This is a genomic window from Actinomadura sp. NBRC 104425 (genome assembly GCF_030269545.1).
Taxonomy (GTDB): Bacteria; Actinomycetota; Actinomycetes; order Streptosporangiales; family Streptosporangiaceae; genus Spirillospora; species Spirillospora keratinilytica.
Map to the genome: position 1 here is coordinate 101275 of NZ_BSTN01000007.1, position 14488 is coordinate 115762.

The following is a 14488-nucleotide window of genomic DNA, read 5'->3' on the forward strand; positions in this document are numbered from 1 at the left end:
CCGCGTAGCCTTCGGCCTATGCACGAGCCCCCTCACGACTCCGCGGAGCAGCCGACCGACGCCGATCTGGCGTTGCGCCCCCTCGCCGCCAGCGACCCGGTCCGGCCGGCCGACGCCTACGCCTACCCCCCGGGCGGCCCCTGGCTGCGCGCCAACATGATCGCCAGTGTGGACGGCGCGGCCGCCCGCGACGACCGGTCCGGCGGGCTCGGCAACGAGACCGACCGCAGGCTGCTGTCCCTGCTGCGCGGGTTGGCCGACGTGGTGATCGTCGGGGCGGGCACGGTCCGCGCCGAGGGCTACGGGCCCGTCCGCCCCGGACCCGGCGGCTGGGAGAAGCTGCGCGCCGGCCGCTCCCCGGTGCCGCCGCTGGCGATCGTGTCGCACCGCCTCGACCTGGACCTGGACGCCCCCGTCTTCACCGAGGCCGACCCGCGGGCCCGCACCATCCTTTTGACGACGCGCACCGCGCCGCCGGGGCGGGTGCGCGCCGCCGCCGAACGCGCCGACGTGATCGTCGCGGGCGAGGACCGGCTCGACTTCGCCGCCGCCGTCGCCGAGCTGGTGGCGCGCGGGCACGAGCGGATGCTGTGCGAGGGCGGCCCGCGGGTGCTGGCGCAGGTCGCGGCGACCGGGGTGCTGGACGAGCTGTGCCTGACGGTCAGCCCCATGCTGCTGGCGGGCGGCGCGGTGCGGATCCTCAACGGCCCGGCGGTGCCCGTCCCGCCCCGGCTGCGGCTGGCCGCGGCCTACCGGGACGGCGAGGACTACCTGTTCCTGCGCTACGTCCGCGGCGGGTAGCGGAAGGCGCGGCGGGCGGGGCGCGACCGGCGGGGTCAACGCGAAGGCTTTCCGCTCCGTTTCCCCGTTTTGTCACAGGTCAGGGCCACGATGGGGGAATGGACCTGCCGATCCGCCCGCCCCTGTCGCCGATGCTCGCCAAGGCCGTCAAGACCATGCCCAAAGGCGATCTGCTGTACGAGCCGAAGTGGGACGGCTTCCGCTGCGTGGTGTTCCGCGACGGCGACGAGGTGGAGCTGTCCAGCCGCGGCGAGCGGCCGCTGACCCGCTACTTCCCCGAGCTGGTGGAGGCGGTGCGGCGGGAGCTGCCGGAGCGCTGCGTGGTGGACGGCGAGATCATCCTGCGCCGCGGCCCCCGGCTGGACTTCGACGCCCTCCAGCAGCGCATCCACCCGGCCGCCTCGCGCATCAGCCTGCTGGCCGAGCGGACCCCGGCCTCGTTCGTCGCCTTCGACCTGCTGGCGCTCGGCGACGAGTCGCTGCTGGACACGCCGCTGGGCGAGCGGCGCCGGCGGCTGGTGGACGCCCTGGCCGGCGTCGGGCCGCGCATCCACGTCACGCCGGCCTCCGACTCCTACGAGGTGGCGCTGCGCTGGTTCGCCGAGTTCGAGGGCGCCGGGCTCGACGGCGTGGTCGCCAAGCCCGTCGGCATCGCCTACCGGCCCGACCGGCGCGCCATGTTCAAGATCAAGCACGAGCGGACCGCGGACTGCGTGGTGGCGGGCTTCCGCTGGCACAAGTCCGGGCCGGTCGTCGGGTCCCTGCTGCTCGGCCTCTACGACGAGCGGGGCGCGCTGCAGCACGTCGGCGTGACGGCCGCCTTCTCGATGGCGCGCCGGGCCGAGCTCGTGCACGAGCTGGAGCCGTACCGGATGACCGACCTGGCCGGCCACCCGTGGGAGGGCTGGGCCCGGCAGACCGGGGCGACGGCCGACCGCATGCCCGGCGCGGTCTCCCGCTGGACCGGCGCGAAGGACCTGTCGTGGGTGGCGCTGCGCCCGGAGCTGGTGGTGGAGGTCGCCTACGACGGCATGGAGGGCGACCGGTTCCGCCACACGGCCCGGTTCCGCCGCTGGCGCACCGACCGCACCCCCGCCTCGTGCACCTACGGGCAGCTGGAGGTCCCGGTCGCCTACGACCTGGACGACATCCTCGACAGAGGAGCCGGCGCGCCCCGCGCCGACAGGTGACCCCCCGGAGGGCGGCGTGCCCGCACCCGGTGTGCTCATGCCGGGCGCGGGCGCACCGCTCCCCGCCCCGTCGCCGCGGGGGCGCCTTTCGGAAGGGGCTATGGGCGCTGGGTCTCGCTGCGCACCGTCTCCTCGCCCAGGTCGCGCTGGGCGCGCGCCTCCATGGTGCTGACGTACGGACGCAGGTAGGTCTGGTTCAGGCCGGGGACGCGGTCCTCGATGACGAAGGTCGCCTTGATGGAGGCCTCCGCGTCCCGGGTCCGCACGGTCGAAAGCGTCTTGAAGTCGGCGCGCATCTCGCCCTTGCCGATGCGCGTCATCACGTAGCCGCGCTGGTTGTTGTAGAACTTCAGGTGCGGGTTGATCTTCAGGAACGGGTGGTCGGCAGGGTTGGAGTCGGCGCCGTCCCCGCCGCTGGTGATCGACGTGCAGACCAGCTCGGTGCCGACCGTCTTGCCGGTGGGGTCGTCGTAGTCGAGCTTCAGCTCGCTGGCCCAGTGGGCGTGCACGTCGCCGGTGAGCACGACGGGGTTGCGCACCCCGGCCTCGATCCAGCCCCGGGTGATGCGCTCGCGGGAGGCCACGTAGCCGTCCCAGGCGTCCATGCTGGTGACCTTGGCCGGGCCGGCGTTGTTGTCGCGCTGGGCGAAGAACACCTGCTGGCCGATGATGTCCCAGCGCGCGGCGGAGCGGCGGAACCCGTCCAGCAGCCACCGCTCCTGCCGGGGCCCGGTGATCGACCGGGACGGGTCGGAGGCGGCGGCGCACTCCTTGTACCCGTCGCCGCAGGCCTGGTCGTCGCGGAACTGCCGGGTGTCGAGCATGTGGAAGTTGGCCAGGCGGCCCCACCGGACGCGCCGGTAGATCTGGATGTTCGGGCCGTTCGGCACCGACGACCGGCGCAGCGGCATGTTCTCGTAGTACGCCTGGAACGCCGCGGCGCGCCGCCGCTGGAACTCCTCGGGGTCGGGGGTGTCGGAGCTCGCCTCGGGCACCCATCCGGCCCAGTTGTTCTCGACCTCGTGGTCGTCGAACACCACCAGCCACGGGGCGGCGGCGTGCGCGGCCTGCAGGTCGGGGTCGGACTTGTACTGGGCGTGCCGCTGCCGGTAGTTCGCCAGCGTGACGGTCTCGGGCCCCTCGTGGTCGCGGACGTTGCCGCCGGGGATGGTGTAGGTGTCCGCCCGGTACTCGTACTGGTAGTCGCCCAGGTGCAGGACCAGGTCGGGGTGCTCCTCGGCCAGCCGCCGGTAAGCAGTGAAGTACCCGTGCTCGAATTGCGAGCACGAGACGAACGCCATGGCCAGCGCCGGTCCGAAGGTGTCGGGGCGCGGCGCGGTGCGGGCCCGTCCGACCGGCGAGACGTATCCGGCGGCGCGGAACCGGTACCAGTAGTCGCGGTCCGGCCGCAGGCCGTTCAGCTCGACGTGCACGCTGTGCGCCGACTCGGGCCGCGCGGTGGCGACGCCCCGCCGCTCGATCTTGCGGAACCGCGGGTCGGAGGCGACCTGCCACTCCACGGAGACGTCGCGGGGCGGCATGCCGCCGAGGCCGTCCTCGGCCAGCGGCTCCAGGGCCAGCCGCGTCCACAGCACGAAGCCGTCGTGGTCGGGGTCGCCCGAGGCGACGCCCAGGGTGAACGGATCGGCGGTCAGCTTCCCGGAACTGCGCCGCGCGGCGGCACGGGCCGGGCCGGCGACCGCGGGCAGCGCCGCGGCGGTGCCGACGGCCAGCCCCGTGGTGACGAGGAAGGATCTCCGGTTCAGCGGGTGCACGGCAGCGGCCATGATGTGCCCTTTCGGGAGATATCCGACATCAAACGGCGGACAGCTTCACCAAGGCCGATGGCCGGAGGGTTGTCGCGGAGTGACGGCCCACCCAACAAGAACGATCGATTCACGTCCGCCATGAGAAACCGGGCGGCGCCCGCACCGCGCCCGCGGTCCGCTCGCCGCCGCCCCCGAGAACGCCCCCCATTCCCGCGCCGTAACGCATGTCAATCCCCGTGGGCCGGGTGGTCACTCCCGCACCGGGGATACCCCCGAGGACAGCGAGTACTCCTGCTGTGGCACAACGTGAGCAGGCCCGCGCCCGTTCAGGTTGCCCGGCAGGCGGGCCAGGCGGGTGGGCGAGCCCTGCACGACGACGCCCGGTGCCGGTCGGGTGGTGATGTCGGGGGCGGGCGGAATCTGTCTCCGCCGTCGCACGGCTCCGGGTCCTTGAGGGTGGCGGCAGGCGGTGTCACGTCCGCGGCCGCCCGCCCCCGGGTGGTCCGGAGAGCACGATCCCCGATCCAAGGAACACATTCGCCGCGGCCTTCGAAGCCGTGACCTGGAGCGTCGCCCGCCGCGGCGGAGGCAAGCAGGAAGCGGCGGGCGCGGAAGGCGGATCCCATGATAGGGTCTGCTGCACAACGCGCACAAAACCCCAATCCTATGAATAGGAGTGTACCGGCTTCATGGCTACTCGTCAAGAGGGAACCCGCCGAGCCGTGTCAACCCCCGGGCGCGAGACGTCGGCGAACGGTGCGGACAAGGACGCGCGGCACGCCGCCGTGCGGGCCGAGCAAGAGTACGTGACGCGGGTGTACCACAGGCTCGACGAGGAGCGCGCCGCGGCGGAGGAGGCGCTGCGGGCCGGGCCGGGCAAGGGCGGCGGCAGCGCGTTCTCGGCTCAGGTGGAGCGCACGGTCGTCGCCGACGAGCGGGCCCGCCGGCTGGCCCGGCTCAACGCGGTGGAGCGGGGGCTGTGCTTCGGCCGCATCGACCACCGCCCGGACAGGGACGGCGAACCGGGCGACACCCTCTACATCGGCCGGATCGGGCTGCGCGACGAGAACCGCGAGCCCCTCCTGATCGACTGGCGCGCCCCCGCGGCGCGCCCCTTCTACACCGCGACGCCGGGCTCGCCCGGCACCCTGGCCCGCCGCCGCCACCTGCACCTGCGCGGCCGCACGGTGGTCGGCGTCGACGACGAGGTGTTCGACCTGGACGGCCTCGGCCAGGGCGACCGCGGCCCCCTGGTCGGCGAGGCTGCGCTGCTGGCCGCGCTGCGCCGCGGCCGCACCGGCCGGATGAGCGACGTGGTCGCCACCATCCAGGAGGAGCAGGACCAGGTGATCCGCGCCGGGCTGCCGGGGATCCTGGTCGTCCAGGGCGGCCCGGGCACCGGCAAGACGGTCGCCGCGCTGCACCGCGCCGCGTACCTGCTCTACACCCACCGGGACGTGCTGGAGCGGCGTGGCGTGCTGGTGGTGGGACCGAACGCCACGTTCCTGCGGTACATCGAGCAGGTGCTGCCGGGGCTCGGCGAGACGGACGTGGTGCTGAAGACGGTCGGCGAGCTGTTCCCCGGGGTGCGCGCCACCGCCGTGGAGTCGCCCGAGGTCGCCGTGCTCAAGGGCGGGCTGCGCATGGCGTGGCTGGTGGAGGCCGCCGTGCGGGACCGCCAGCGCGTCCCCGACGGCGACCTGGAGGTGGAGTCGGACGGGCTGACGCTGCGCGTCGCCCACGAGACGTGCCGGCGCCTGCGCGACCGCGCTCGCGCGCTGCGCGCCCCGCACAACGTCCAGCGCCGGCTGTTCGTGCACGAGATGCTGGAGGCGCTCGCGCTGAACCGCGCCGAGCAGTACGACCGCATGACCGACGAGCCCTTGGAGCAGATGGCCCGCGAGGGGGGCCTGCCCGACTGGATCCGGGAGCTGATGGCCGAGAGCGCCGACGAGCCGCTGCTGGACGAGACCGACCTGCGGCTGGCCAAGGAGGCGCTGTGGCAGGAGCCGGCGGTGCGGGAGGCGCTCGACGGGCTGTGGCCGGAGCTGACGCCGCAACGCCTGCTGGAGGAGCTGTTCGCCGACCGCGAGGCGGTCGGCCGGGCCGGGGCGGCGGCCGGCCTGACGGAGGCCGAGTGCGGCCTGCTGGTGCGCCCGGCGGGCAGCCCGTGGACGGTCTCCGACGTGCCGCTGCTGGACGAGGCGGCCGAGCTGCTCGGTGAGGACGACCGGGCGGGCCGGGCCCGCGCCCGCGCCGCCGCGGCCGACCGCGCCGAGCAGGAGCGGTACGCGCGGGAGGTGATCCAGGTGACCGGGCTGACGGAGGTCGAGGGCCTGGACGCGGGCCTGCTGGCCGACCGGCACCACGACGACGGCCCGGCGCGGACCACCGCCGAGCGGGCCGCCGCCGACCGCACCTGGGTCTACGGGCACGTGATCGTGGACGAGGCGCAGGAGCTGTCGGAGATGGCCTGGCGGACGGTGATGCGCCGGGTCCCGACGCGTTCGCTGACGGTGGTGGGCGACATCGCGCAGACCGGCAGCCCGGCGGGCGCGCGCTCGTGGGGCCAGATGCTCGACCGGTACGTCACCGACGGCTGGCGGGAGCAGCGGCTGCTGGTCAACTACCGCACCCCGGCGGCGATCATGCGGGTGGCCGAGGACGTGCTGGCGGCGGTGGCGCCCGACCAGACGGCGCCGCGGGCGGTCCGCGACGACGGCCCGCCCCCGGTCGCCGTCCGCATCCCCCGCGCGGAGACGGCGCCCCGGCTGCGGGCCCTGGTGGAGGCGGAGCTCGGCGAGGTCGCCGCGGGCGCCGAGGGGCGGCTCGCGGTGATCGTCTCGGCGGCGCGGCACGCCGAGGTGCGGGCGGCGCTGCCAGACGCCCCCGCCGGGGCGACGCCGGAGGCGCTGGACTCCCCCGTGACCGTGCTGACCTGCGAGGAGGCCAAGGGCCTGGAGTTCGACGCGGTGGTCCTGGTGGACCCGGCGCAAATCCTGGCGCAGTCGCCGCGCGGCGGCCGGGACCTGTACGTGGCGATCACCCGGGCGACCCGGCGGCTGACCGTGGTGCACGACGGCGACCTGCCGCCGATGCTGTCGCGGCTGGCGTCCCGCTGAGCCCTCCCCCGGCCCGCCGAGGGGCCCGCGTCCGCGGCGTGCCCGCCCCGCGCACGCCGCGGACGCCGCTCATTGCTCCTCGTAGGGCAGCAGTTCCTTGTTGATCTCCTGCCAGCGGCTGCGCAGGGCCTGCAGCACGTCGGGGTGCCGGGCGGCGAGGTCGGCCTGCTCGCGCGGGTCGGCGGTCAGGTCGTGCAGCGTCTCGCCGCTTTCGCGGCGCAGGTACTTCCACTTGCCGCGGCGCACCGCGCCCTCGGTGCGCGTCCGCCAGAACAGGTCGCGTTCGGGCGGCCGCGCGCCCTTGAGCAGGTAGGGGACGAGGCTGTGCCCGTCCAGCGGGTGGTCGGCGGCGGGCCGAACCCCGGCGGCCTCCAGGATCGTCGCCGTCCAGTCGTGTGTGATGACCGGGACGTCGCTGACCTGGCGGGGCCGGATGCGGGCGGGCCAGCGCAGGATGTTCGGCACCCGGATGCCGCCCTCGTTCAGCCCGCCCTTGGCGCCCGACAGCGGCCACTGGTACGACCACCGCTCCCCGCCGTTATCGCTGGTGAACAGCACGAACGTGTCGCGTTCCCGGCCGCTGTCGCGCAGCGCCCGCAGCACCCGGCCGACGGCGGCGTCCATGGCCTGCACCATCGTGGTGTAGGTGGCCAGCGAGCCGCCGTCGTTGTGCCAGAGCGCCCCGGCGTCGCCGGCCTTCACCCGGGCGGTGATCTCCGCGCTGACGGCGCGGTCGCCGGGCGCCTCCCACGGCCAGTGCGGCGCGGTGAAGTTGAGGTTGACCAGCCACGGCCGGTCCCGGTGGCCGCGGACGAAGTCGGCGGCGCGGTCGGCGATGGCGTCGGTGTAGTACTCCAGGTTCTCGACCGGGACCTCGCCCTCGTACAGGTCGGCCCCGGTGCTGGAGATCTTGGAGTAGTAGTCGACGGCGCCGGACAGGTTGCCGAAGAAGGTGTCCCAGCCCGACTTCAGCGGGCTGTACCAGGGGAGGAAGCCGCAGTGCCACTTGCCGAACATGGCGGTGGCGTATCCGGCGTCGCGCAGCAGCGAGGCGAGGGTGGGGTGGCCCGGCGGGATGCCGTGCAGCTTGTCGGGCTGGGCGATCGGCTCCTCCAGCCCGCCGCGCAGCCGTCCCGGGTAGCGGCCGGTGTAGAGGGCGAACCGGGTGGGCGAGCAGACGGCGGCGGCCGAGTAGGCGTCGGTGAACCGCAGGCCCTCCCGGGCGAGCCGGTCCAGGTTGGGCGTGCGGATGTGCGGGGACCCGTAGCAGCCGAGGTCGGCCCAGCCCAGGTCGTCGCCGATGATGATCAGGAAGTTCGGCCGCCGGCCGCCGGCGGCGCGCGGGTCGGCGCGGAAGGGCCGCTCGTCCGCGTCCGCCCTGGCGTCGCCCCCGCCCAGCACCGTTCCGGCGACCGTGCCCGCCGCGACCGTTCCGAGCGCCGCCGCGACGCCCCGCCTGCCGATCCGCTCCGCCGTCACCCGGACCGCCTTTCCCTACTTTTTTGATGGTTTTTGCTCGAATAGTAGGGAATCGAGATCATCGCGCGCAATGCCGGATCGGCCGCCGATTGCGGCACCGATGGCGGCCACCCTTCCCCCGGACAGACAACCAAACATACGCTTGGTCAAGTGACGAGCCGGGACGGATCCGGGAGGGCACGGCGATGACCAGGCAGCTGCGGGAGTACTCCAACCTGATCGGCGGCGAGCTGCGCCCCGCCGCCGACGGCGGCACGCTGGACTCGGTGGATCCGTCCACCGGCGAGGTGTGGGCGCGGGTGCCGCGCGGCCGCGCCGCCGACGCCGAGGCGGCCGTGGCCGCCGCCCGCGCCGCCTTCCCCGCGTGGGCGGCGCTGCCCACCGCCGCCCGCGCGGCCCACCTGCGCAAGGTCGCCGGGGTCTTCGCCGCCCACGCCGCGGAGCTGGCCGAGCTGGAGACCCGCGACAACGGCCGGATCATCAGCGAGACCGCCGGACGCGACCTGCCCGGCATGACGTACCTGTGGAACAGCGCCGCCGCCGAGTGCGTCCGCGCCGCCGAGGGACGCGGCGTCGACTTCGGCCCCGGCGTACAGGGCCTGACGCGCCGCGAGCCGTACGGGGTGACGCTGGGCATCATCCCGTGGAACTCGCCGATCTCCACGCTGTCGGCCAAGGCCGCATGGGCGCTGGCGGCGGGCAACACCGTGATCATCAAGCCCGCCGAGCAGGCCGCCGTCTCGTCCCTGCGGGTCGGCGAGCTGCTGCGCGAGGTGCTGCCGCCCGGCGTGCTCAACATCGTCTCCGGCCTCGGCGAGGAGGTCGGCGACCCGCTGGTGCGCAGCCGGGGCGTGGACAAGATCAGCCTGACCGGCTCGGTGGACACCGCCAGGCTCATCACCCGGGCGTCGGCGGACGCGCTCAAGCCGCTGGCCCTGGAGCTCGGCGGCAAGTCCCCCAACATCGTGTTCGCCGACGCCGACCTGGACCGGGCCGCGCCGGGCGTCACCACGCAGGCGATCTTCACCGCGAACGCCGGGCAGATCTGCTACGGCGGCTCCCGGGTGCTGATCCAGCGGCCGGTGTACGACGAGATGATCGAGCGGATGCGGGCCGCCGCCGCGGGCATCCGCCTCGGCGACCCGCTGTCCCGCGACACCACGATGGGGCCGATCGTCTCCCGCGAGCAGTACGAGCGCGTCACCTCCTACCTGGAGCTCGGCGTCAAGGAGGGCGCCGAGCTGGTGTTCGGCGGGCGGTCCGGCGCCGAGCTGGTCGAAAAGCGCCTGGCCGGGGGCTACTGGGTGGAGCCGACCCTGTTCGCCACCGCCGACAACGGGCTGCGCATCTGCCAGGAGGAGATCTTCGGGCCCGTCGCGGTGGCCATCCCCTTCGACACCGAGGAGGAGGCCGTCGCCATCGCCAACGACTCGCCCTACGGCCTGGCCGCGGGCGTGTGGACGCGCGACCTCGGCACCGCCCACCGCATGTTCCGCGCGCTGGAGGCCGGCACCGTGTGGATCAACACCTTCCGCAAGGTGCTGTTCCCGCTGGAGGGCACCAAGGACAGCGGCTACGGCAACGACTCCCTGCTCGCCTACACGCGCGAGAAGGCGGGCGTGCTGGAGTTCTGAGCCGGGACGGCGGGTCCCCGGCGCGCCGGGGACCCGCCGTCGCACGGGCCGTCATACGGTCAGTAGAGCCGCTTGGGCTGCTTGGGCAGCACCACGTCGGACGGTCCGCGCCAGGCGCCCGTCTCCGGGGCGATCAGCGCGGCCGGATCCTCGTCGCCGAGCAGGACGGGGACGCCGACCGAGCTGCCCGCCAGATCGACGGTAACCCGGGCGCCGGTGGGCGTCTCGGTGTTGTAGTCGGCGTCGGTGCCCGCGATGACCAGGGCGAGCCGGTGGCCCTTCTTGAAGACGTACTCCTGGGCGAGCGTCTCCCAGCGCACCCCGTAGTACCGGCCCGGGGTCAGCGGGGTCGGCCTGCTGAGCGAGGTGCGGTTGTGGGCGTCCAGCCAGCCGCGCGCCACCACGTTCACCTCCGAGGTGACCGTCTTGGTGCGGGTCTGCCGGTAGCAGGCGTCGTCGGCGGCGGTGCTCTCGCCGTGGCAGCTCTCGGTGGCCAGCGTCTCGATGCCCTCGCCCGAGCCGAGGTAGTCGACGCGGGTGTCGGTGCCGTAGTCCACCAGCAGCGCGGTCAGGTTGGCGGTCGGCCCGTCCAGCTTCACCTTCAGGTCCGCGGTGGGCGTGCCGGACAGCCGCACGCTGCGCGGCAGCGGCGCCGACACGAACGACAGCCGGTACGGCTTGGCCGCGGTCGGGTCGGACACCAGGTCGCCCTCCGTGCGGCCGGCGCCCCGCGGCCCGGCCTCGTCGGTGAACGCGCCGGTGGCGCCCTCGGCGGCGGGCTTGAGGCCGAGCGTGCCGTCGGCACCGGGGCGCAGCGTCAGCGTGCGGGCCGCCGGCGCCGGCCAGTCCGCCTGGGTGATCCACTGGTCGGGGCCGATCTCGATGTCGGCGCGCGGCTCCCGCAGCACGTCATTGGGAATCCCCTGCAGCTCGTGGTCGAACCACTTGTGCAGCGTGGCGACCCACTGCTCGCGGCGGGTGTCGAACGGGTCCACGTGCCCGCGCTGCGACAGCCACACCTTGCGGGTCACGCCGCGCGCGGCCAGGGCCTTCCACCACTCGGCGAAGTGGTCGGTCTTGACGTTCAGGTCGTTGACGCCGTGGTAGGCGAACACGCTGGCCCGCACGTTGCGCACGTCGCCGACGGTGCCGTGCCGGTAGTTCGACTCGGCCCAGTAGGCGTTGTAGTCGCCCGTCTCGTCGTCCTCTCCCGCGTCCAGCTCGGCGCGGACGGCGGCGCACTTGTCGGGCGGGTCGGTGTCGACGTAGTCGGCGAGCCAGGGCTGCTCGTCCTCCCAGTACTTGACGCCGTTCATGCGGCTGTAGCCGTACCAGCTGCTGATCGCCGAGATCGGGACGATCGTCTCCAGGCCCCGCACGCCGGTGGCGGCGACGCCGTTGGCCAGCGTGCCGTCGTACGACTTGCCGATCATGCCGGTGCGGCCGGTCGTCCAGGACGCCTTCACCGGGGCGCCGTCCGCCGTGTACGCCCTGGCCCGCCCGTTCAGCCAGTCGATGACGGCCTTGACACCGAGCACGTCGGGCGCCCCGCCGCTGGTCGGGCAGCCGTCGGACCTGGTCGTGCCGATCATGTCGACGGCCAGGAAGGCGTACCCGCGCGGCACGAAGTAGTTGTCGTAGAACAGCGGGAACCTCACCGGGTTCCCGGCCGCGTCGTAGACCTTGCGCTCGCTCTCGTTGCCGCGCCCGGCGTTGTCGTAATACGGGCTGGCATCCATGATCACCGGCACCTTGAGGCCCCGCTCGGTCTCCCGGGGCCGGATGATGTCCACGTTGACGCGGTCGCGCCTGCCGTCGCGGTCGCTGTCGAGGGGCGACTCGACGTACACGTGCTCGCGGATCGCGTCGGCGTAGGAGAAGACCGGCTGGGTCACGCCGCCCTTCACCACGATCCTGGGGACGGCGGCGTCGGCCACGCCGCCCGCACCGGCCAGCACGACGCCGGTCGCCAGCGCCACCGCGATGGTCCGTCGGGTTCGTCGCAGGGATCTCCCGGGCAACCCGCACCTCCGGTCTCTCGATGATCTTACGGAGGCACAGGCAACACCGCGGACGGGGCCGGGTAAAGATCAACGATGTAGGAAGCGCGGCCGTTTTTGGTCACACATTGCCCTTGCCGCCCGGACGGCGTCCGGGACGGTCGGTGTCCTTGCTGGGCTGGACGCGTTTGGGCTCGCCGGGCATCTTCGGGTAGTTGGGCGGGTACGGCATGTCGCCGAGGCCGCGGTCCCGCTCGTCGCGGCCCGCCATCTCCAGCAGCGGCTCCAGGGAGAAGGCGCGGTCGTCGATGGCCGCGTGCGGGTCGCCGACCTTGGCGAACCGGGCCGGCATCGTGGCGATCGTGAAGTCCTCGGGCGCCGCGTCGGCCAGCTCGTCCCAGGTCACCGGCGCCGACACCGGGGCGTGCGGCAGCGGCCGGACGCTGTAGGCCGAGGCGATGGTGCGGTCGCGGGCGTTCTGGTTGAAGTCGATGAACACCTGCTCGCCCCGCTCCTCCTTCCACCACTTGGTGGTGACCAGGTCGGGCACGCGGCGCTCCACCTCGCGGCCGAACGCCAGCGCCGCCCGGCGCACGTCGGTGAACGTCCAGCGCGGCTCGATCCGCACGTAGACGTGCACGCCCGCCTTGCCGGAGGTCTTGACGAAACCGGTGTAGCCGAGCTCGTCCAGCAGGTCGCGCACCGGCCCGAGCGCCACCCGCACCGCGTCGGCGAACCCGGTGCCGGGCTGGGGGTCCAGGTCGATGCGCAGCTCGTCGGGGTGGTCGACGTCGGCGCGGCGCACCGGCCAGGGGTGGAAGGTCAGCGTGCCCAGGTTGGCCGCCCAGGCGATCACCGCCACCTCGGTGGGGCACACCTCGTCGGCGGACCGGCCGCTGGGGAAGTCGATGCGCGCCGACTCCACCCAGCCGGGCGCCCCCTTGGGCAGCCGCTTCTGGTAGAACGCGTCGGCGCCGCGCGGGTCGCCGCGGGTGGCCAGCCGGGCCCCCTCGAACACCCCGCCGGGCCAGCGCTCCAGCGTGGTGGGCCGGTCGCGGGTGGCGCGCAGAATGCCCTCGCCGACGGAGACGAAGTACTCCACCAGCCGCCGCTTGGTGTAGCCCGGCTGCGGGAAGTACACCTTGTCGGGGTTGCTCACCTTGACGAGACGGTCCCCCACCGGGATCTCGATGCTTGGCGCGGCCATGTCGGCACGCTAACCCACGCCGCCGACACTCCACCGGCCGGGGACCGGCTGATCTGGGCGGATGCGGCATGTCCCCCACCGCGCCCCGCCCGGGTACCGTCGGAGTATGGACAAGATCCGCAAGAGCGACGAGGAATGGCGGGCGCAGCTGTCGCCGGAGGAGTACCACGTGCTGCGCGAGGGCGGCACGGAGCGGCCCTTCACCGGCGAGTACACCGACACCACGACGGTGGGCGTGTACCGCTGCCGCGCCTGCGGCGCCGAGCTGTTCCGCTCGGAAGCCAAGTTCGAGTCCCACTGCGGCTGGCCGTCGTTCTTCGAGCCCGCCAAGTCGGAGGCGGTCACCCTGCTGGAGGACCGCTCCCTGGGCATGGTGCGCACCGAGGTGCGCTGCGCGACCTGCGACTCCCACCTGGGCCACGTCTTCCACGGGGAGGGCTACCCCACCCCCACCGACGACCGCTACTGCATCAACAGCATCAGCCTCACGCTGGAACCCGCCGAGTGACGACCCCCGCCCCTGCCCGGCCGGCCCGGGCGGGGGCGCGCCGCCGCGGCCGGGCCGGGGTCAGCGGGTCTCGCCCACCTTGCAGTCGTCCTTGTCGTTCTGCTTGTTGGCGAGCACGACGCTGCCGTTGTCCTCGCTCTTGCCGTGGACGAACACGCGGGGCTCGTCGTCCCCGCCCTCCTTCAGGAACTCGGTGGTCCACTCGCACAGCGACACCGCCGGGTCGGAGTTCTCGTCGCCCTCCTCCAGGTCGGTGTAGACGCGCAGGAAGTCGCCGCTGCGCCGGACGTCCTCGACATGCTTGGTGATCTTCTTGTCGGGATCCTTGCTCTCCAGGTACGTCAGCGCCTCGGGCACCTCGTCGGGGTCGCCCGACGTTGCGGCAGATGCTGCGGCCGAGCCGGTGGGCGACGCCGAGGCCGATGCGGACGCGCCGGACGTCCGCGCGGACGACGTGCCGCGCCCGCCCGTCCCGTGCTCGGCGGCGGCTGCGGCCCGGGGCGCCTCGTCGCCGCCGCCGGCGGCCGACATCACGACCGCCGCCGCCACGCCCATCAGCACCAGCGATGCCGTCCCGGCCCCGGCCGCCCGCAGCTTGCGCCTGCCCGACTCCCCCAGCCCCTTGACCATCCGGTCCCATCGGACGGCCAGCTCGGACGGCGGTTTGGCGTGCCTTCCACGCGCGTGCTTCGGGGGAGCCTTGGTCACGGGCCGCACTCTACCGGCAGTCCGCCGCAGGTTCCGTCCAGACGGGACAACGGGGGATACTCCGGCCGCC

Annotated in this window: 10 protein-coding genes; 5 read left to right on the forward strand and 5 right to left on the reverse strand. The window is 73.8% G+C overall.

Features of this window, described 5'->3' with window-relative positions; genetic code table 11:
• Positions 1 to 18 precede the first annotated feature (18 nt).
• Both QSK22_RS13390 and QSK22_RS13395 read left to right on the forward strand, forming a co-directional pair.
• Positions 19 to 801, forward strand: coding sequence for a pyrimidine reductase family protein (locus QSK22_RS13390; protein WP_285494442.1), 783 nt, complete (start codon positions 19 to 21; stop codon positions 799 to 801).
• Positions 802 to 899: 98 nt separating this feature from the next.
• Complete coding sequence (locus QSK22_RS13395) at positions 900 to 1991, forward strand: ATP-dependent DNA ligase (RefSeq protein WP_285494443.1); 1092 nt, start codon at positions 900 to 902, stop codon at positions 1989 to 1991.
• A 98-nt stretch (positions 1992 to 2089) separates the two neighbouring features.
• Here the strand turns inward: QSK22_RS13395 and QSK22_RS13400 are convergent, their stop codons facing one another.
• A complete protein-coding gene (locus QSK22_RS13400) occupies positions 2090 to 3778 on the reverse strand; it encodes an alkaline phosphatase D family protein (protein ID WP_285494444.1) in 1689 nt (562 codons plus the stop codon).
• Positions 3779 to 4482: 704 nt separating this feature from the next.
• On the opposite strand from QSK22_RS13400, the gene QSK22_RS13405 reads away from it, so the two are divergent.
• Positions 4483 to 6882: a HelD family protein gene (locus tag QSK22_RS13405; protein ID WP_285494445.1), complete on the forward strand. Its 2400-nt coding sequence runs from the start codon at positions 4483 to 4485 to the stop codon at positions 6880 to 6882.
• Between the two features lie 69 nt (positions 6883 to 6951).
• Here the strand turns inward: QSK22_RS13405 and QSK22_RS13410 are convergent, their stop codons facing one another.
• On the reverse strand, positions 6952 to 8361 hold the full coding sequence (locus tag QSK22_RS13410) for a sulfatase-like hydrolase/transferase (protein WP_285494446.1): 1410 nt from the start codon (positions 8359 to 8361) through the stop codon (positions 6952 to 6954).
• Positions 8362 to 8546: 185 nt separating this feature from the next.
• Here QSK22_RS13410 and QSK22_RS13415 point away from each other — a divergent pair, with 185 nt between their 5' ends.
• Positions 8547 to 9995 (forward strand): aldehyde dehydrogenase family protein, encoded by a 1449-nt coding sequence (locus QSK22_RS13415; protein WP_285494447.1) that lies wholly within the window; start codon positions 8547 to 8549, stop codon positions 9993 to 9995.
• A 59-nt stretch (positions 9996 to 10054) separates the two neighbouring features.
• On the opposite strand, the gene QSK22_RS13420 is transcribed toward QSK22_RS13415, so the two are convergent.
• Both QSK22_RS13420 and QSK22_RS13425 read right to left on the reverse strand, forming a co-directional pair.
• A complete protein-coding gene (locus QSK22_RS13420) occupies positions 10055 to 11974 on the reverse strand; it encodes a Xaa-Pro dipeptidyl-peptidase (RefSeq protein ID WP_285494448.1) in 1920 nt (639 codons plus the stop codon).
• Positions 11975 to 12116: 142 nt separating this feature from the next.
• Entirely contained in the window at positions 12117 to 13202 is a 1086-nt protein-coding gene (locus tag QSK22_RS13425; protein WP_285494449.1) for a DNA polymerase domain-containing protein, read from the reverse strand.
• A 106-nt stretch (positions 13203 to 13308) separates the two neighbouring features.
• Between QSK22_RS13425 and msrB the strand changes: the two genes are divergently transcribed.
• Positions 13309 to 13710, forward strand: coding sequence for a peptide-methionine (R)-S-oxide reductase MsrB (gene msrB, locus QSK22_RS13430; protein WP_285494450.1), 402 nt, complete (start codon positions 13309 to 13311; stop codon positions 13708 to 13710).
• A gap of 60 nt (positions 13711 to 13770) precedes the next feature.
• Here msrB and QSK22_RS13435 read toward each other — a convergent pair whose 3' ends face one another.
• Entirely contained in the window at positions 13771 to 14418 is a 648-nt protein-coding gene (locus tag QSK22_RS13435) for a hypothetical protein (RefSeq protein ID WP_285494451.1), read from the reverse strand.
• Between the last annotated feature and the right edge of the window lie 70 nt (positions 14419 to 14488).

Coding starts and splice junctions, on each gene's coding strand:
- QSK22_RS13390 (WP_285494442.1), top strand. CDS start 19: ATGCACGAGCCCCCTCACGACTCCGCGGAGCAGCCGACCGACGCCGAT.
- QSK22_RS13400 (WP_285494444.1), bottom strand. CDS start 3,778: ATGGCCGCTGCCGTGCACCCGCTGAACCGGAGATCCTTCCTCGTCACC.
- QSK22_RS13425 (WP_285494449.1), bottom strand. CDS start 13,202: ATGGCCGCGCCAAGCATCGAGATCCCGGTGGGGGACCGTCTCGTCAAG.
- QSK22_RS13415 (WP_285494447.1), top strand. CDS start 8,547: ATGACCAGGCAGCTGCGGGAGTACTCCAACCTGATCGGCGGCGAGCTG.
- msrB (WP_285494450.1), top strand. CDS start 13,309: ATGGACAAGATCCGCAAGAGCGACGAGGAATGGCGGGCGCAGCTGTCG.
- QSK22_RS13395 (WP_285494443.1), top strand. CDS start 900: ATGGACCTGCCGATCCGCCCGCCCCTGTCGCCGATGCTCGCCAAGGCC.